Origin of the sequence: Roseateles aquae (assembly GCF_032337115.1) — a bacterium.
GTDB lineage: Bacteria > Pseudomonadota > Gammaproteobacteria > Burkholderiales > Burkholderiaceae_C > Roseateles_C > Roseateles_C aquae.
Window position 1 is genome coordinate 19,500 of record NZ_JAVXZY010000008.1, and the last position, 17,770, is coordinate 37,269.

The window sequence follows — 17,770 nt, forward strand, 5'->3', positions numbered from 1 at the left end:
AAGCTCAGCCCGGCCAGCGCCCGCCTGAAACCCGGTCCAGCCCGGCCAGATCCTGGCGGCAGCCCACCGCGTCGAAGCCGCGTTCGCGCAGCAGCGCCGTCACGGCGGCGGCCTGGTCATAGCCGTGTTCCAGCAGCAGCCAGCCGCCCGGCAGCAGGTGTGCCGGCGACCCGTCGATGAGGGTGCGCAGATCGGCCAGGCCATCGCCGCCCGGCGTCAGCGCGCCCAGCGGCTCATGCTGCAGGGACGCCAGATGCGGGTCATCACCGGCGATATAGGGTGGGTTGGAGACGATCAGCCCGAAGCGTTCGCCGGCCAGCGGCTGCCACCAGCTGCCCTGGTGGAAATGCACGTCCAGCTTGTGGCGACTGGCATTGGCCTGGGCCACCGCCAGCGCGCCTGCGCTGAGGTCAAGTGCATGAACCTCGGCAGCCGGGCGCCGGTGCTTGAGGGCCAGTGCGATGGCGCCACTGCCGGTGCCCAGGTCGATGGTTCGGGTCGGCACGCCCTCGGGCAGCAGCTCCAGCGCCCAGTCGACCAGGATTTCGGTATCAGGGCGCGGCACCAGGGTGTCGGGCGTCACCTGCAGCAGCAGGCCGTGGAACTCCTTTTCGCCGACCAGATAGGCCAGCGGCACGCCGGCCAGTCGCTGCTGCAGCCACTCGGCCCAGCGCTCGGCCTGGGCGGGCTCCAGCGCGGCATCGTCGTGGCTGATCAACCAGGCGCGGTCGCGCTGCAGCAGGGCGGCGAGCAGCCATTGCGCCTCCTGAGCGGCCAGGCCGGCGGCGCGGGCCTGCTGCAGGGCCTCGTGGATGCGGGGCAGGGCGGCGGCGGCCATCAGCGGCCTTCCAGCGTGGCCAGTTGCTCGGCAGCCTGGGCCTGCTGCAGGCCTTGCAGCACATCGGCCAGATCGCCATCCATGATGGCGCCGAGCTTGTAAAGCGTCAGGTTGATGCGGTGGTCGGTCAGCCGGCCCTGCGGGAAGTTGTAGGTACGGATGCGATCGCTGCGGTCGCCGCTGCCGATCAGGCTCTTGCGCTGAGCGGCCTCCTTGGCGGCGCGTTCATTGCGGTCCTTGTCACGCAGCCGCGCGGCCAGCACGGCCATGGCCTTGGCCTTGTTGCGGTGCTGGCTGCGATCGTCCTGGCATTCGGCCACCAGGCCGGTGGGCAGGTGGGTGATGCGGATGGCCGAATCGGTCTTGTTGACGTGCTGGCCGCCGGCGCCGCTGGCGCGGAAGGTGTCGATGCGCAGCTCGGCTGGGTTGAGCTGGATGTCCTCGGCCTCGTCGGGCTCGGCCATCACAGCCACCGTGCAGGCGCTGGTGTGAATGCGGCCCTGGCTCTCGGTGGCCGGCACCCGCTGTACGCGGTGGCCGCCGGACTCGAACTTCAGCCGCCCGTAGACCTGCTCGCCCTCGATGCGCAGCACCAGCTCCTTGTAGCCGCCCAGATCGGACTCATTGGCCGACAGCACCTCGGTCTTCCAGCCCTGGCTCTCGGCAAAGCGCATATACATCCGGGCCAGATCGGCGGCGAACAGCGCCGATTCATCACCGCCGGCGCCGGCGCGGATTTCCAGAAAGGCCGGGCGCTCGTCGTCCGGGTCGCGCGGCAGCAGGGCCAGCTGCAATTCTTCATGCAGCCGGGCGAGATCGGCCTCGGCGCTGGCGATCTCCTCGCGGGCCATCTCGGCCATCTCGGCGTCGTCCAGCATCTCGCGGGCGGCCAGCAGATCCTGCTCGCGCTGCAGATAGCGGCGGTAGCGTTCGACCAGGCCGGAGACCTCGGACTGCTCCTTGGTCAGGGCGCGATAACGCTTCATGTCGGCGGCCACGTTGCCGTCGGCCAAGGTGGTGTCGAGTTCGGCGAGGCGATAGGCCAGGCGGTCAAACTGCTGGCGCAGGGAGTCTTTCATGGCGGCGGGTCCGGTCACAGCGTGGAGCAAGCCCCCGGCAGCGGCGTGCCGGGGCAGAGGGCGGGCAGGTGCCGCCGCTAATGCTCGGCTGGGTCGCGGCTGCTCTTGCGCAGGAACAGGCGCGACACCGTCTGCGCCAGCTGCATGCGCTGCTCGCCATCGCTGGCATGCAGCTCAGCGAGGGTGCCGTGCAGCATCTTTTGCGTCAGGCCGCGCGACAGCGCTTCGAGCACCGCATCGATGTCTTCGCCGCGGGCCAGCAGCTTGCGGGCGCGCTGGATCTCGACGGCGCGCCAGTCCTCGGCCTGGGCATTCAGGGCCTGGATCAGTGGCACCGTGTGGCGCTGGCCCAGCCAGTGCACAAAGCTCTGCACGCCGGTTTCGATGATGGCCTCGGCCTGTTGCACCGCGGCCTGGCGCTTTTCGCCGGCGCTTTGCACCAGCTGGGCGAGGTCGTCGACGGTGTAGAGGTAGACGTCGTCCAGCTGGCCGACTTCCTGCTCGATATCGCGCGGCACGGCCAGATCGACCATGAACATCGGCTTGTGCTTGCGCTTCTTCAAGGCCCGCTCGACGGCACCGAGGCCGATCAGCGGCAGGCTGGAGGCGGTGCAGGAGATCACCGCGTCGAATTCATGCAGGCGGTCGGGCAGATCGGCCAGGCGCATGGCCTCGGCGCTCAGATGGCTGGCCAGCTTTTCGCCGCGTTCCAGCGTGCGGTTGGCCACCGCCATCGCCCGCGGCGTCTTGGCCGCAAAGTGGGTGGAGACCAGCTCAATCATCTCGCCGGCGCCGACGAACAGCACCTTGATCTCGGCCAGGTCTTCAAACAGCTGGCCGGCCAGGCGCACCGCGGCGGCGGCCATGCTGATCGAGTGGGCGCCAATCTCGGTGCTGCTGCGCACCTCCTTGGCAACCGAGAAACTGCGCTGGAACAGCTGATGCAGGGTCGAGCCCAGCGTGCCGGCGGTATCGGCCTCGCGCACCGCCTGCTTCATCTGGCCAAGGATTTGCGGCTCGCCCAGCACCATGGAGTCCAGGCCGCTGGCGACACGGAAGGCGTGGCGCGCCGCGGCGCTGCCTTCCATCACATACGCATGGTCCATCAGCGCCGAGGCGCCGACGCCGCCGACCTGGGCCAGCCAGTCGACCGTCGGCTGCACCAACGCCGGGCTGCCGGCCACATAAAGCTCGGTGCGGTTGCAGGTGGACAGCATGGCCGCTTCCGGCGCGCCCTTCAGCGCCACCTTGGGCGCCTGCGCCTGCACCTGGCTGCGAAAACCGAGCAGGGTGGGCGCCAGTTGTTCGAGCGAGAACGCAAAACGGCCACGCAAATCCAGGGGCGCGGAGTTGTGGTTCAGGCCGAGGGCAAAGACCGTCATGGGGCGATTATAAAATTTGCCGGCACTGCCAGCGGGCTTGAAGGTCTGCGTTCAGTGAATAAGCGATTGATGCGCGTCAAGAACGCCTCATTTCCTGGCAGCTTGTAGCTGCCCCATTTCAGCTTCCGATCAACGCCAGACAAGGCCTGCCCGCCGTGACCGCACTTGACGCCTTCTGGCATCTCGCCAATTTTCTTGCACCGGCCTGGGTGGTGTCGGCCCTGCTGGCCTTGCTGCACAAGCTGATCTGGCGCCGCGAGCTCAAGGCCATGGCCTGGCGGCGGCTGGCGCTGTGGGGCGGGCTGGGCGGCACGCTGGCCTTGGTGCTGGCCTTGCTGCTGCTGGGGCACGACGGCAAGATGGCCGGCTATGCCTTGCTGCTGCTGGGCGTGGTGCTGCCGCAGTGGGCCTTGACGCTCAAACGTTGATCAGTCCTGCACCAGCACCTCGCCGCGCAGCGAGTGCGGGAAGGCCTCGGTGATGCGCACGTCGATCAGCTGGTGCATCAGCCGGGCATTGCCCTTGAAGTTGACGATGCGGTTGCATTCGGTGCGGCCCATCAGCTCGGTCGGGTCCTTGCGGGCATGGCCGCAGACGAGGATGCGCTGGGTCTGGCCGACCATGGTCTGGCTCAGCGCCAGCGTGTTGGCCTCGATCACCGCTTGCAGCTCCTGCAAGCGCCGCACCTTGGTCTCGTAGGGCGTGCTGTCTTCCAGATTGGCCGCCGGCGTGCCGGGGCGCGGGCTGAAGATGAAGCTGAAGGAGGCGTCGAAGCCGACGTCGTGCACCAGCTTCATCAGCTTGGCGTGGTCGTCCTCGGTTTCGCCGGGGAAGCCAACGATGAAATCACTGGCGATGCGGATGTCCGGGCGGATCGCGCGCAGCTTCTTGATGATGCTCTTGAACTCCAGCGCCGTGTAGCCGCGCTTCATCGCCATCAGGATGCGGTCGCTGCCATGCTGGACCGGCAGGTGCAGGTGGTTGACCAGCTGCGGCACCTTGCCATAGGCCTCGATCAGGCGTTGGCTGAACTCGTTCGGGTGGCTGGTGGTGAAGCGCAGCCGCTCAATGCCGGGGATCTCGGCGCAGTATTCGAGCAGCAGGGCCAGGTCGGCGATCTCGCTGGTGCCGCCCATGGCGCCGCGGTAGGCGTTGACGTTCTGGCCGAGCAGATTGATTTCCTTGACGCCTTGATCGGCCAGACCGGCGATTTCGGTCAGCACATCGTCAAAGGGCCGGCTCATCTCGGCGCCGCGGGTGTAAGGCACGACGCAGTACGAGCAGTACTTCGAGCAGCCTTCCATGATGGACACAAAGGCGCTGCCGCCCTCGACCTTGGCCGGCGGCAGATTGTCGAACTTCTCGATCTCCGGGAAGGAGATGTCGACCTGCGGGCGCGCCTGCTCGCGGCGGGCCGCCAACATGGCCGGCAGCCGGTGCAGGGTCTGCGGGCCGAACACCACGTCGACATAGGGCGCGCGCTCGATGATGGCCTCGCCCTCCTGGCTGGCCACGCAACCGCCGACGCCAATCATCACGCCCTTGGCCTTCAGGTGCTTGACGCGGCCGAGGTCGGAGAACACCTTCTCCTGCGCCTTTTCGCGCACCGAGCAGGTGTTGAACAGGATGAGGTCGGCCTGCTCGACATCGTCGGTGGGCTCATAGCCCTCGGCGGCGCCCATCACATCGGCCATCTTGTCCGAGTCGTACTCGTTCATCTGGCAGCCGAAGGTCTTGATGAAAACTTTTTTGGTGCTGGTGCTCATGGCCATGCTCTCAAGGCCTCCAGGCGTGATCGGACACGCGGGAGGCGGTGGGGAATCGGTTCGGTAGGGGGGGCGTTCGCGCGCCCCGGGTTCAGATGAGCGCTGTTGCGCTCAGGGGGGGCTCAGGGCTTGGCCCAGGTCTGGGTGGCGTTGTCGAAGCGCCAGGCGGCGGCTTCGGACGGGCTGCGCGGCCAGGGCGAGATTTTCTGCTCGGCCTCGGTCAGCACCCACAGATCCTTCAGCAGGCCCGAGCTGTCGATGGTGTAGTTGACGACCAGCTTCTGCCCGACCAGGCTGCCCGACAGGGCCAGCATATTGTTGGCGCCGCGGATGCGGCTGCCCGGCGCCAGGCGGGCCGGCTGGCCGTTCAGCACCGCATCGGGCGGCTGGGTGATCTGCAGCTCGCCGCGCAGCGCGTCGCGCGGAAAGTAGCGCACGTCCTGGGCCAGGGCGGCAGAGCAGAGGGCGGCGGCAAGCGCCGCAACAGAGGCACAGCGGTACATGGTATCTGTCCAGTGGCTGCGTGAGGGGCACGGCGCGTAAGGCGGCAGGCCCGATGAACAGGGGGCCGGCGGCCCCCAGGCGTAGCCCGCCAGTTTAACAGGGCAGCCGTGCCCAGCCGCTATGGCGCTGCCTGCAGGATCTCGCCGACACCGCCGGCACGCAACTCAGCCAGTTGTGCCGGCTCGGCGCGGCCATCGGTCACCAGCACATCGATGGCCTGGGTGCTGCAGATCTGGACGCGGCTCTGCACGCCCAACTTGTTGGCGTCAGCCATCAGCACCCGCGTTTTGGCCTGAGCCAGCATGGCGCGGGCGACACAGGCCTCATGCCAGGCATAGTCCATCGCCCCGCCATCGGCGCTGATGGCCACCGGTGAAATCAGCGCCAGATCGACCTGGAAGCGCTTGATCTCGGCAATCGTCTGCTCGCCATAGGTGGCCGGCACATCGCTTTCCAAGCGTCCGCCCAGCAACAGCACTTCCAGACTGGCGTTGCGGCTCAGCGCCGCGGCGACGTCGACCGAGTTGGTGATGACCTGCAGCTGCTCGCATTTGGCCAGTTCATGGGCCAGCGCATGGGTGGTCGAGCCGGCATCGATGAAGCAACACTGGCCGCGCGTCACCAGTTGGACGGCACGCTTGGCGATGGCCAGCTTCTCGGCCTGGAACAGCCGCGAGCGCTCCACATAGCTGGGCTCGGCCGGCGCCTGATTCGGGATGGCGCCGCCGTGCACACGGCTGAGCTGGCCCGATTGCTCGAGCTCGATCAGATCGCGGCGCACCGTCTCGCGCGAGACGCGCAGCTCGGCGGCAAACATCTCGGTGCTCAGCCGCTGCCGTTCATTGAGCAGGGCGATGATTTTCTTGTGTCGTTCGTGCAGCCACATCGGAGCAGTCGAGTGCTATCGCTCTGGCAGCGGGCGGCCCCGGATGGGTCGCCTTCGCTTGCCGGCATCGGGAGGCATTGAGGCATGCCGGCGGCGACAGCTTTGTGACGTTTTGAGGATTTGTGTGTGACGTTGTGGATAGCATGCGCATTCGGCTTGGATTTGTGGAATTCATTGTTTTGTCTTGGAGTTTTGTGAGAGTGCGCTCATTCCAAGCCGAGCCTGACCGGGGCTCCTCAACCGCAGCAAAGCACCATGAACAAGCAGCAACTCTCCCTGACCCAGTTGGCCAGCGCCCTCGCCCTGGCCTTTGTCGGCGCCGCCCCGGCGCTGGCACAAACCAGCGAAGTCCAGGAGCTGGAGCGCGTCACCATCACCACCGGCCGCGGCCAGCTGCGTTCGGTGCAGGGCCTGACCAAGGCGGAATTCGAGAACGCGATCTCCGGCACCAGCCCGCTGGCCACGGTGTCGCGCCTGCCTGGTGTGAACTTCCAATCGGCCGATGCGCTGGGCAATTACGAGTGGTCCACCCGCTTCACCGTGCGCGCCTTCTCGCAGAACCAGTTGGGCTTCACGCTGGACGATGTGCCGCTGGGCGATATGTCCTACGGCAATCTGAATGGCCTGCACATCAGCCGTGCGATCTCCAGCGAGAACGTGGCCCGTGCCACGCTGTCGCAGGGTGCCGGCTCGCTGGACACCGCCTCGTCCAGCAATCTGGGCGGCACCCTGCAGTTCTACTCGGCCCGCGCCAGCGACAAGTTTGGCGTGCAGGCCGCACAGACTGTGGGTAGCGACTCGAACCGCCGCAGCTATGTGCGCATCGACAGCGGCACCACCGGCATCGGCCAGTTCTACGCCAGCTATACCCACCAGAACGCCGAGAAGTGGAAGGGCCATGGCGAGCAGCGCCAGCAGCAGCTGAACCTGAAGTACGAGAACCAGTTCGGCGCCAAGGGCGAGCACAGCGTCAGCGCCTTCGTCAACACGTCCAAGCGCCGTGAGATCGACTATCAGGACATGTCGCTGGCGATGATCGATCGCCTGGGCTACCACTGGGACAACTTCTATCCCGACTTCAGCGCCGCCATCACCGCCTCGAACAACTACTGCGGCAATGTCGCCGGTAAGCCCTACACCGCTCAGTGCGACGACGCCTACTACGCCGGCTCCGGCCTGCGCGACGACACGCTGGCGGGCGTGACGGTCAACACCCAGCTCACCGAGCAGCTGCGCCTGAAGCTGACCGGCTATCGCCACAACAACGACGGCCGCGGCCTCTGGTACACGCCTTATGTGTCGTCGCCGGACGCCAACCCGGCCTCGCCGAACAAGACGCCCATCTCGCTGCGCACCACCGAGTACGCGATCAAGCGCAATGGTCTGGTCGCCACGCTGGATCTCGAACTCGGCATGCACCAGTTCAAGTTCGGCTACTGGCATGAGGGCAACGACTTCGACCAGGCGCGCCGCTTCTACGCGACGACGCCGACCGCCGTGCCCAGCCCCTACGACTTCCCCAGCAACCCCTTCTTCACCCAGTGGCAGTACGGCTTTACCACCAAGACCGACCAGTTCTCGGTGGCCGACGCGATCACGCTGTCCAAGCAGCTGACCCTGGGCCTGGGCTTCAAGTCGCTGCGCGTCAATATCGACGGCAATCTGCTGGTCGACGCCGACAAGAACAAGCCCAGCGGCAGCATCAGCGCCAACAAGGGCTTCCTGCCCCAGGTCGGCCTGAACTATCAGCTGTCAGCCAGCGATGAGCTGTTCGCCAGCGTGTCGCGCAATATGCGCGCCTACCAGGGCGCGGCCACCGGCACGACGCCGTTTGCCACCACGGCTGCCGGCTTTGCCGCCATCAAGAGCAGCCTGCGCCCCGAGACCTCGGACAACTTCGAAGCCGGCTGGCGCACCCAGGGCAAGCTGTACGAGGGCGCGCTGACGGCCTATGTCGTCAACTTCAAGGACCGTCTGCTGGGCGTGCAAGTGGGCTCGGGCATCCAGGGCAACCCGACGGTGCTGTCCAACGTCGGCGGCGTGCGCACGCTGGGCCTGGAAGGCGCGCTGTCCTTCCGCCTGGCGCCTGGCTTCAGCTGGTACAACAGCCTGAGCCTGACGAACTCGACCTACCGCAACGATGTGGTCAGCAACGGTGTGGCTGTCGCCACCTCGGGCAAGCATGTGACCGATGCGCCGAACACCATGCTGAAGTCCATCTTCAGCTATGACCAGGGCAGCCTGTTCGGCTCGGCCGGCATGGACTTCATGTCCAAGCGCTACTACACCTATCTGAACGACGGCAGCGTGCCCTCGCGCACCCTGTTCAATGTCAGCGGTGGCTGGCGCCTGAAGAACATCGGCGGCTTCCTGTCTGAAGGCAGCCTGCAGGCCGGCGTGACCAATCTGTTCGACAAGAAGTACATCTCGACGATCGGCAGCAACGGCTTTGTGAACAGCGACCCCAAGGGCAATGAGCAGACCCTGCTGACCGGCGCGCCGCGTCAGTTCTTCATCACCTTCTCGGCCAAGCTCTGAAGCGATCGGCTTGAATGAAACCGGCCACGGGGCGCCAGGCGCTCCGTGGCCTTGTACGTTTCGAGTTGCTTGATGACTGCTATACCCAAGAACAACACGCGCCGCCAGCTGATGGCCTCAGGCCTGGCCTCCAGCCTGGCGCCAAGCGTGGCCCTGACGGCCGCCGGCTTCGCCGGCCCGGCCCGGGCAGCATCGCGCCAGCCGGGGCTGGTCGAGCCGAGTGCGCCGCGGCTGCGCATCGCTTTCGGCTCCTGCGCCCGGCAAGACAAACCGCAACCGATCTGGCAGGCGATCGCCGCCAAGAAGCCGGATCTCTTCCTCTTCCTCGGCGACAACTTCTACGCCGATGCCCGCGATGAGGCCACGCTGCGCCAGCGCTATGCCGAATTCCGCGCGGTCAAGCCCTTGCAGGACTTCCGTCGCGCCACGCCCCATCTGGCCATCTGGGATGACCACGACTTTGGCGACGACGATGTCGGTGCCGATTACGCGCTGCGCCGCCTCTCGCAACAGCTGTTCTGCGATGAATGGGCCGAACCGGCCGATTCGCCACGGCGCAGCCGCAGCGGCATCTACGAGAGCTATCGCTTCAAGTGCGCGGGCAAGACGGTGCAGCTGATCATGCTGGACCTGCGCTTCAATCGCAGCCCCCTGGTCGCCGACCCGGCGCTGCAGGAGAGCTACCACGCGATGGTGCAGCGTGCCCAGCGCAGCGGCAAGCCGATGAAGGGCTGGTATGTGCCCAACCCCGATCCGGCCGCCACCTTGCTCGGCGCCGAGCAATGGGCCTGGCTGGAGCAGCAGCTGCGCGAGCCGGCCGATGTGCGCCTGATCGGCTCCAGCGTGCAGTTCGCCGCCGAAGGCAGCGGTTGGGAGGGCTGGACCAATTTCCCGCTGGAACGCCAGCGCCTGCTGCGGCTGATTGCCGACACGCGGGCCGAGGGCGTGGTCTTTCTCAGCGGCGATATGCATTACGCTGAACTGTCCAGCTGGGAGCAGGGCGCGGCCTACCCGCTGTGGGACATCACCTCCAGCGGGCTCACCGAGGTCTGGGAGATTCCCACACCGAACAGCCAACGCCGCAGCGCCGTGCTGGCCGAGCGCAATTTTGGCCTGGTCGATATCGAGCTCGGTGGCAGCGAATCGCAGCTGCGGCTGAGCATTTGCGATGTTGAAGGCCGCCAGCGCCTGAGCCAGACGCTGGCGCTGAGTGCCCTGAAATTCCCCGCCGAGCAGGCGGCCAAGAAAGGTTGATTTGATGATTGCTTGCACACGACGACTGTTGCTGCTGGCCGCCCTGGGCCTGACCCCGTTGCTGACCCCGCAGTTGGCATCGGCGCAGACCCTGGCCGAGCTGGAGCGCGGCGCCCGCGCCGAGGGCAAGCTGGCCACCGTGGGCATGCCCGACGACTGGGCCAACTGGCGCGGCCAGTGGGCCGATCTGAAGCGGCTCTACGGCCTGGCCCATGTCGATACCGATATGAGCAGCGCCGAGGAAATCGCCAAGATCGAAGCCGAACGCAGCAATGCGACGGTGGATCTCGGCGATGTCGGCTTTGAGTTCGGTGCCATTGCCAAGTCGCGTGGCATCACGCGGGCCTACAAGCCCTCGACCTGGGCGCAGATCCCCGACTGGGCCAAGGACGCCGAGGGCCATTGGGCGCTGGCCTACACCGGCACGATTGCGTTTGCCGTCAACACCAAGCGGGTGGCCAGCGTGCCGCGCAGCTGGAAGGCCTTGTTTGCCGGCAACTACCGGGTGCTGATCGGCGAGGTCGGCCGCGCCTCGCAGGCCAACGCGGCGGTGCTGGCCGCTGCCATCGCCCTGGGTGGTGACGAAACCCGGCTGCAGCCGGCGCTGGCGGCCTTTGCGCAGCTGGCCAAGCAGCGCCGGCTGATCACCACCAATCCGGCGCCGGCGCTGATGGAGCGCGGCGAGGCCGATGTGTTCCTGCTCTGGGATTTCAATGGCTTGAGCTACCGCGACAAGCTGCCCAATGCGGCCGATTACGAGGTGCTGATCCCCTCCGATGGCTCGATCACCAGCGGCTACACCACCATCATCAACAAGAACGCGCCGCATCCGAATGCCGCGATGCTGGCCCGCGAATACCTGTTCAGTGACGCGGGCCAGATCAATCTGGCGCGCGGCAACGCCCGGCCGATTCGCGTGGACCAGATCAAGCTGCCCGAGGAGCTGAAGAAGAAGCTGGTCGACAGCAGCCAGTACCAGGCGGCCCGCGCGCTGCGCCCGGCGCTGTGGACCGAGGAAGTGAAGAAGCTGCCGCGGGCCTGGCAGCGTGAGGTGGTGGGAGCCGCGCAATGAGCGGGGCAGCGGCAGCGCAGCCTGCCGAGCGCAAGCTCGTCGTCGTGCTGGTGGATGGCCTGCGCGCCGACACCGCACGCGACTACATGGGCTATCTGCAGGCGCAGCGCGAGGCCGGCCGGGCGCAATGGCGCACGCTGAGCTGCGAGCTGCCCAGCCTGTCGCGGCCGCTCTATGCCACGGTGATCAACGGCCGCACGCCGCTGGAGCATGGCATCGTCAGCAATATGCAGCCGGGCCTGCGCTGCGGCACGTCGATCTTCGACGCGCTGGCCGCCGCCGGCCGCAGCAGCTGCATCGCTGCCTACCACTGGTTCTACGAGCTGCTGGCCGGCGAGGTGTTCGATCCGCTGCGCCATCGCCACGCCGCGCTGCCCGCCTTGAACGTGCCTGGCGCCGCCTGGTATTACGAAGACGAATACCCGGACTCGCACCTGCTCGCCGATGCCGAGGCCTTGCGCCAGCAGCATGCGCCCAATCTGCTCTTCGTCCACCCGATGGGCCTGGACCATGCCGGCCATGTGCACGGCGGCGAATCCAGTGCCTATGCGATGGCCGCACGCAAGCTGGACATGCTGCTGGCGCTGGTGATTCCGCGCTGGCAGGCGGCCGGCTACGACCTGCTGCTGACCAGCGACCACGGCATGAACGCCGACCATATGCATGGCGGCAGCCTGGCCGTCGAGCGCGAGGTGCCGCTGGTCTGGCTGCCCTGCGTGCCGGCAGCGCCAGAGGCCGTGCTGCCGGCCAGCCAGCTGGGCCTGCGTGACTTTGCGCTGACGCAGCTGCTGGGCGCGCCGGCATGACGCTCAACCCGCGCCATGCCCGCTGGGCTGCGCTGCCCTTGCTGCTGCTGGTGGCACTGGCCGTGCTGCTGCCCTTTGCCTGGCGCAGTGCCGATCTGTTGCGCCAGTGCCTGCAGGGCAGTGCCTGCGCCACGCAGGAGTTGCTGGCCGACGACTACTACCTGATGGCCCTGTGGAACACCGTCTGGATCTCGGCGCTGTCCACCGCGCTGGCGCTGATATTGGGGCTGGGCGCGGCCATCGCCGTGGCCGAGCTGCCGCGCTGGCGCGGCCCGGCGACCATGCTGGCCAGCCTGGCGGCCAACTTTGCCGGTGTGCCGCTGGCCCTGGCCCTAACGCTGCTGTTTGGCGCCCAGGGCGTGGTGACGCTGCTGGTCGGCGCCGATGGGCTGCCCTTTGATCTCTACCGCAATTCCGGCCTGCTTTTGGCCTATCTGTGCTTCCAGCTGCCGCTGGCCTGTTTGCTGCTGCTGTCGCCGGTGCAGGCCTTGGTGAGCGGTGGCAGCGGCCTGCAGGAAGCGGCGGCCACGCTGGGTGCGGGCCCCCGGCTGTTCTGGCGCCGGGTCGGCCTGCCGGTGCTGGCGCCGGCGCTGCTGGAGGTGGGCAGCCTGCTGTTCGCCAACGCGGCGGCCGCCTACGCGACGCCGTTTGCGCTATCCGGCACGGCGGCCAATGTGCTGGCGGTGCGGGTGGCGGCGCTGGTCAGCGGCGACATCTTTGCCCAGCCCGAGCTGTCCTCGCTGCTGGCGCTCCTGATGTTTTTGATGCTGGTGCTGGTGATCGCCGGCAGCCGCTGGCTGGCGGCGCGCTGGCGCCGGACGCAGGGCTGAGGGGCGGCGGATGAAGTCACTCATGAAGCCTTCACGCCTTGCGCTGCTGCTGCTCCTGCTGCTGGCCTGCCTGCCGCCGTTGGCGGTGCTGCTCTATGGCTTCAGCGAGCGCTGGGATCGCAGCCTGCTGCCCGAGGGCGCCACGCTGCACTGGCTGCTGGAACTGCTCGGCGATGCGCGCAGCCAGGCCGCGGTGATCAACACGCTCGCCCTGTCGCTGGCCAGCGCCTTGCTGGCGCTGCTGCTCGGCACGCCGGCCAGCCTGCTGGCGCGGCTGGCTGCGCCGCGGCTGCTGGCCCTGCTCGATGCGCTGGCGCTGCTGCCCTATGCGATTCCGCCGGTGGTGATTGCCATCGGCGCGTTGGAGCTATTCGTGGGCCGCTGGGGCGCCTGGCTGGATGTGCGCTGGGTCTATATCGGCGTCGTCACGCCGCTGCTGTTTCCGCTGGTGCACAAGGCCATCGGCGCGGCCTTTGAGCAGCTCGATGCGCCGGCGCTGCTGGAAGCTGGCCGGACGCTGGGCGCCAGCGATGGCCGCACGCTGCGCCTGGTGCTGCTGCCGCTCTTGCTGCCCACCTTGATCAGCGCGCTGCTGCTGTGCTGGGTGACGGCGGCGATGGAATTCGCGATTGCCAATCTGCTGCTGGGCGGCACGGTGGAGCTGCTGCAGCCGTTGATGAACAGCATGCGCAATGTCAACGGACACCAGTCCGCCGCACTGATCGTGCTGAGTTTTGCCGTTGTCGCCCTGCTGGGCGGGGCGCTGCAGGGAGTGATGGGATGGAAGAGCAAGAAGCCGGCGTCGCGTTGAGCGTCAGCGGCGCACAGCTGCGCCTGGGCGACAAGCACAGCGGCCGCCAGGTGCTGAAGGGCGTCGACCTGCAGATCCGCAAGGGCGAGCTGCTCGCCCTGCTGGGCGGTTCGGGCTGCGGCAAGACCACCTTGCTGCGCGTGATCGCCGGCCTGGCGGGCCTGGACCAGGGCGTGGTCTGCATCAGCGGGCGCGATGTGACGCGGCTGACGCCGCAGCAGCGCGGCGTGGGCGTGGTGTTCCAGCATTACGCGCTGTTCCCGAATCTCTCCGTGCGCGAGAACATCAAGTTCGGCGTGCTGGCCGAGGGCCACAGCCAGGCCGAAGCCGAGGCGCGGGCGGCCGAGCTGCTGGAGCTGGTCGAGCTGCAGGCCCATGCGCAGAAGCTGCCCGGCCAGCTCTCCGGCGGCCAGCGCCAGCGTGTGGCTCTGGCCCGGGCCTTGGCCCGCAAGCCCTCGCTGCTGCTGATGGACGAGCCTTTTTCGGCGCTCGATGAATCCTTCCGCGTGCCGCTGCGCCGTTCGTTCCGGCGCCTGCAGCAGTCGCTGGGCCAGACCTGCCTGGTGGTCACCCACGACCGCGAGGAGGCCTTCGAGCTGGCCGATCAGGTGGCCGTGATGTTCGATGGCCGCATCGAGCAATGCAGTGCGCCGCTGACGCTGTGGCAGCGCCCGGCGACACGGCGCGTGGCCGACTTCCTCGGTGCCTTCAACCAGTTTGATGCCCGCCAGCTGGCGGAGCCGCTGCGCCGCGATGGCGGCAGCTGGATCGCACCCATCGCTGCGCTGCGCCCGCAAGACCTGGCCCCCGGCAGTGGCGAGCATTGTGTGTTGCGCGCCCAGGTCGAGGCCTGCTATATCGGCCAGCAGCGCATCAGCGTCCAGCTGCGCGGCGAGGGTGGTGAGAGCCTGCAGCTGTGGCGCGAGCATCACGAGCCGCTGCCGGCCGTGGGCGACTGGCTGCAGCTGGGCCTGCCGCTGGCCGCGATGCAGTATCTGGCCGACTGAGTTCAAGGCCTTGAAAGACAAAGGGCAGACCGCGGTCTGCCCTTTTTGCTGGGAGGTTACGACTCAGCGCACGCCGCCCAGCACTGCCTGGCCGATCTTGAAGAACACATCGGTGTTGTCCATCACGCCGGTGAAGGCGCGGGCGCCACGGCCAAAGGCCGACAGCGGCACATCGGTGGCCGTGTGCACCGCCTGGTCGCCCGGCACCTGGCCGCTGACGAGGTAGCCGCTGCCGGCATTGCGCAGCGTCGGGTTGGCCGGGTAGCTGCTTTGCGGCGCCTGCTTGTAGAAGGGCTGCTGGCTGTCCTGGGTGGGCGTCGGGTGGGCCAGCCAGTTTTCATAGCGGTCGGCATTGGCGCCATAGCCGATCAGCATCTTGAAGTCGACGTCGGTGCTTTGCGGATAGCCATCGGCCGCGATCGTGTACTTGGGGAAGCGCGAGGCCTGGTAGGTGCCCACCTGCTGGTCGCGCAGCGCGGCCGCGGTGGGTGTGGCGGTGGCGGCGCGCATCTGATCGACCGTGCGCGTCGAGGCGCCGATGATGGCCGCGCCCGAGCATTCATGGTCGGCGGTGACGATGACCAGCGTGTCCGGATGGCGGGCGGCGAAGTCCTTGGCCACCTGCACCGCGCGGTCGAACTCGATCACTTCGAGCAGCCAGCGGTCGGTGTCCATCAGATGGGCCTGCTTGTCGATCGAGGCGCCCTCGATCAGTGCGACAAAGCCCTTCTTGTTGCGCGACAGCACCTGCAGCGCGGCGCTGGCCATCTCGTCCAGCATCGGCTGGTCGGGGAAGCCGTAGTCGTCGACGATGGTCGAGCTGCCGCGGCGCTTGGCTATCTTGTCGAAAGCCACGTTCATGTTCGAGTAGGCGAACAGGCCCAGCAGCCTGTCGGCACGGGCGGCCTCGGCGAGGCTGGCGCGGTCGGGCGCATAGGCAAAGCCGGCCTGGCGGAAGTCCTGCAGCAGATCGCGCTGCGGGTCCAGCGCACCGGCACTGGCGCCCCAGCCGGCGACGATGTCGGCGGGCAGCAGGTAGTCGCTCTTGCGATCGCGCTGCGAGCCGTTCAGCGCCTGGCCGGCGCGCGAGCCATCGGGCTTGAGCGCATCGCCATTGGGCAGGAACCATTTGCGGCCGCCGCCGAGCAGCACGCGCAGGCCGGTGAGGTGTCTGTCGTCGAGAAACTGATCGACGATGCCGGTACCGCGGCCGCGGTCGGAGGTGTGCACGGCCATCGCGGCCGGCGTGGCGTCGAACACGTCGGCGGTGGTCACCACACCCAGCGACTTGCCCTGGGTGCGATGCAGGAACTCGGCCAGGTTTTCGACGCGCGGGTTGTCAAAGGCGTCCAGCGTGTCGTCGGGGAACACCCCTTCCTGGTTGTTGTTGGCCTTGTTGCCGGTCACGTAGTTGGACATGCCGGGCGCCGAGTCGGTCACGATGCCATCGAGCGAGGAAGTCATCACCAGGCCGGTGAAGGGCGCCGTGTCCATCGCCAGTGCCGACATCGCCTTGCCCTGCGCATAGCCACGGCCGATGATGCGCGCCGCCGTGCGGTGGGTGGCGCCCATGCCGTCGCCCAGCAGGATGATCACGTTCTTGACCGGCTGGCCGCCGCGCTGCAGCGCCACGATCTCGAAATTGCCCTCGGCCGTGACGCGCTGACCATCGCTCTGCGTGGCGGTGACGGTGAGCTTGTGCACACCCGGCGTGTTCAGCGAGAAGGCGCGCTGGTTGAGCACCGCCGCATTCGTGCCCGCAGGCAGCGAGAGGCCGGTGGTGACGATGCTGCGTGTTGCCGCCGCAGCCTGCACCGGCTTGCCGTCAACACTGAACTCGAAGTTGGCCAGCGTCTGGCCTTCATCGAGCCGCACGGTGGCCTGCAGATCAAAGCGCTGGCCGGGCAGGAAGCGGGCGATATAGGGCGGGTTCGGATTGCCCGAGGCGAACAGCTCGCTCGGCGGCGTCAGCCGGCTGATCTGTGGCGCGGCCAGCGCCGAGGCGCTGAACAGGGCGGTCAGCAGCAGGCTGGCCGTCAGAGGGGCGAGGCGGAAGGAGGGGTTCACGGCGATCATCAAGGTTGCAGTGCAGCGGCGCTGGCCGCATCAAGAAAGAGGCGCACGGCCGAACGGCGGCCATCGGCTTCCGCCGCTGAGCCCAGCTCCAGCCGGCCGCTGACGGCCACCAGGCCAGGCCGATGCGGCAGGGGGTGGGCGGCGTATTCGGCCGGCAGATGGGCATAGACCACGCTGGCCGGCAGATCGTCGGCATAGCGCTCGTCCTCATCGCCCAGCGTCACCGGCAGCGGGGCCAGCAGCACGAGGCCGGGAATGGCGTCCTCGGCGTTTTGCCGCACGATGTAAGCCAGCAGCCGCACCGTCTGACCGTCCAGCGCCAGCAAGCGCGCCGTCGGCTCCAGCCCGGCCGGGCCAATGGGCAGCTTGAAGAAATCGCGGAACTTCAGTTCCTGGGGCGTGGCGCTCGGCGGTTCAAGCGGCGCCGAGTTGGCCAGCAAGGCTGCGCCTGACAGGAGCAGCACGCCAGCCGCTCGGGCCAGACCGCGGGCGAAGGAGGAGGGGAGCAAGATGAATTCCGTACAACAGCCGCCAGCTTGGCAGGGTCAGTGATGCTGACAGGGGCTGGTGACAGGCATGTGTAGGGCGCAAGGCTGCGGGGCCTACACGAGTGGTCGGAGTGGTCGAATTCCTGGCCGCGGAAATAGAAAAAACCCGCTACCTTGCGATAGCGGGTTTCTCGTATTTGGTGGCGCTTCAGGGATTCGAACCCCGGACCTGCGGATTATGATTCCGTCGCTCTAACCGGCTGAGCTAAAGCGCCTCAAGCCCTCTATTCTAACGAGCTTTTCGGAGACAATGCAAGCGTTTCGGCGAGAAAAGTTTTTCGCGTCGATGGGGCCCCGGTTTTTTGCCGGCGCTACCCTCAGCATCTCCCGGGGCTTGTGCGTCGCCAAGCCCCGCCGCGGTCGGGTGATCGCA

General features: G+C 67.5%; 16 protein-coding genes and 1 tRNA gene. 8 read left to right on the top strand and 9 right to left on the bottom strand.

Going from position 1 to position 17,770, the window contains the following annotated elements:
• Positions 1 to 4: 4 nt before the first annotated feature.
• The 3 genes from prmC to hemA form a co-directional block, all read right to left on the bottom strand.
• Positions 5 to 838, bottom strand: coding sequence for a peptide chain release factor N(5)-glutamine methyltransferase (gene prmC / locus RQP53_RS17750; RefSeq protein WP_315652017.1), 834 nt, complete (start codon positions 836 to 838; stop codon positions 5 to 7).
• On the bottom strand, positions 838 to 1,917 hold the full coding sequence (gene prfA, locus RQP53_RS17755) for a peptide chain release factor 1 (RefSeq protein ID WP_315652018.1): 1,080 nt from the start codon (positions 1,915 to 1,917) through the stop codon (positions 838 to 840). The genes prmC and prfA overlap by 1 nt, the downstream gene beginning before the upstream one ends.
• A 77-nt stretch (positions 1,918 to 1,994) precedes the next feature.
• The gene (gene hemA / locus RQP53_RS17760; protein ID WP_315652019.1) at positions 1,995 to 3,299 is read right to left on the bottom strand and encodes a glutamyl-tRNA reductase; all 1,305 of its coding nucleotides are present in this window, start codon (positions 3,297 to 3,299) and stop codon (positions 1,995 to 1,997) included.
• A 155-nt stretch (positions 3,300 to 3,454) separates the two neighbouring features.
• Between hemA and RQP53_RS17765 the strand changes: the two genes are divergently transcribed.
• Positions 3,455 to 3,727, top strand: coding sequence for a hypothetical protein (locus tag RQP53_RS17765; RefSeq protein ID WP_315652020.1), 273 nt, complete (start codon positions 3,455 to 3,457; stop codon positions 3,725 to 3,727).
• On the opposite strand, the gene miaB is transcribed toward RQP53_RS17765, so the two are convergent.
• From miaB to RQP53_RS17780, 3 genes are all read right to left on the bottom strand, one after another.
• Entirely contained in the window at positions 3,728 to 5,071 is a 1,344-nt protein-coding gene (gene miaB, locus RQP53_RS17770) for a tRNA (N6-isopentenyl adenosine(37)-C2)-methylthiotransferase MiaB (RefSeq protein WP_315652021.1), read from the bottom strand.
• A gap of 116 nt (positions 5,072 to 5,187) precedes the next feature.
• Positions 5,188 to 5,568, bottom strand: a complete 381-nt coding sequence (locus RQP53_RS17775) for a hypothetical protein (protein ID WP_315652022.1) — start codon at positions 5,566 to 5,568, stop codon at positions 5,188 to 5,190.
• Between the two features lie 119 nt (positions 5,569 to 5,687).
• Positions 5,688 to 6,455, bottom strand: coding sequence for a DeoR/GlpR family DNA-binding transcription regulator (locus RQP53_RS17780; RefSeq protein ID WP_315652023.1), 768 nt, complete (start codon positions 6,453 to 6,455; stop codon positions 5,688 to 5,690).
• Between the two features lie 255 nt (positions 6,456 to 6,710).
• Here RQP53_RS17780 and RQP53_RS17785 point away from each other — a divergent pair, with 255 nt between their 5' ends.
• The 7 genes from RQP53_RS17785 (at position 6,711) to RQP53_RS17815 (ending at position 14,773) form a co-directional block, all read left to right on the top strand.
• Positions 6,711 to 8,993: a TonB-dependent receptor gene (locus RQP53_RS17785; RefSeq protein ID WP_315652024.1), complete on the top strand. Its 2,283-nt coding sequence runs from the start codon at positions 6,711 to 6,713 to the stop codon at positions 8,991 to 8,993.
• Positions 8,994 to 9,065: 72 nt separating this feature from the next.
• Positions 9,066 to 10,247 carry an alkaline phosphatase D family protein gene (locus RQP53_RS17790; protein WP_315652025.1) on the top strand — a complete coding sequence of 394 codons (1,182 nt, stop codon included), beginning with the start codon at positions 9,066 to 9,068 and terminating at the stop codon, positions 10,245 to 10,247.
• Positions 10,248 to 10,251: 4 nt separating this feature from the next.
• Positions 10,252 to 11,319: an ABC transporter substrate-binding protein gene (locus RQP53_RS17795; protein WP_315652026.1), complete on the top strand. Its 1,068-nt coding sequence runs from the start codon at positions 10,252 to 10,254 to the stop codon at positions 11,317 to 11,319.
• Entirely contained in the window at positions 11,316 to 12,125 is an 810-nt protein-coding gene (locus tag RQP53_RS17800) for an alkaline phosphatase family protein (protein ID WP_315652027.1), read from the top strand. The genes RQP53_RS17795 and RQP53_RS17800 overlap by 4 nt, the downstream gene beginning before the upstream one ends.
• Positions 12,122 to 12,955 carry a hypothetical protein gene (locus RQP53_RS17805; RefSeq protein ID WP_315652028.1) on the top strand — a complete coding sequence of 278 codons (834 nt, stop codon included), beginning with the start codon at positions 12,122 to 12,124 and terminating at the stop codon, positions 12,953 to 12,955. Before RQP53_RS17800 ends, RQP53_RS17805 begins: the two co-directional genes overlap by 4 nt.
• A gap of 22 nt (positions 12,956 to 12,977) precedes the next feature.
• Positions 12,978 to 13,766, top strand: a complete 789-nt coding sequence (locus RQP53_RS17810; protein ID WP_315652029.1) for an ABC transporter permease subunit — start codon at positions 12,978 to 12,980, stop codon at positions 13,764 to 13,766.
• On the top strand, positions 13,736 to 14,773 hold the full coding sequence (locus RQP53_RS17815; protein WP_315652030.1) for an ABC transporter ATP-binding protein: 1,038 nt from the start codon (positions 13,736 to 13,738) through the stop codon (positions 14,771 to 14,773). The genes RQP53_RS17810 and RQP53_RS17815 overlap by 31 nt, the downstream gene beginning before the upstream one ends.
• Before the next feature lie 63 nt (positions 14,774 to 14,836).
• On the opposite strand, the gene RQP53_RS17820 is transcribed toward RQP53_RS17815, so the two are convergent.
• The 3 genes from RQP53_RS17820 to RQP53_RS17830 all read right to left on the bottom strand — a co-directional run bounded on the left by RQP53_RS17820 (position 14,837) and on the right by RQP53_RS17830 (position 17,612).
• A complete protein-coding gene (locus RQP53_RS17820) occupies positions 14,837 to 16,840 on the bottom strand; it encodes an alkaline phosphatase (RefSeq protein WP_315652031.1) in 2,004 nt (667 codons plus the stop codon).
• Positions 16,841 to 16,848: 8 nt separating this feature from the next.
• Positions 16,849 to 17,358 carry a hypothetical protein gene (locus RQP53_RS17825; RefSeq protein ID WP_315652032.1) on the bottom strand — a complete coding sequence of 170 codons (510 nt, stop codon included), beginning with the start codon at positions 17,356 to 17,358 and terminating at the stop codon, positions 16,849 to 16,851.
• Between the two features lie 177 nt (positions 17,359 to 17,535).
• Positions 17,536 to 17,612 (bottom strand) — tRNA-Met (locus RQP53_RS17830).
• Between the last annotated feature and the right edge of the window lie 158 nt (positions 17,613 to 17,770).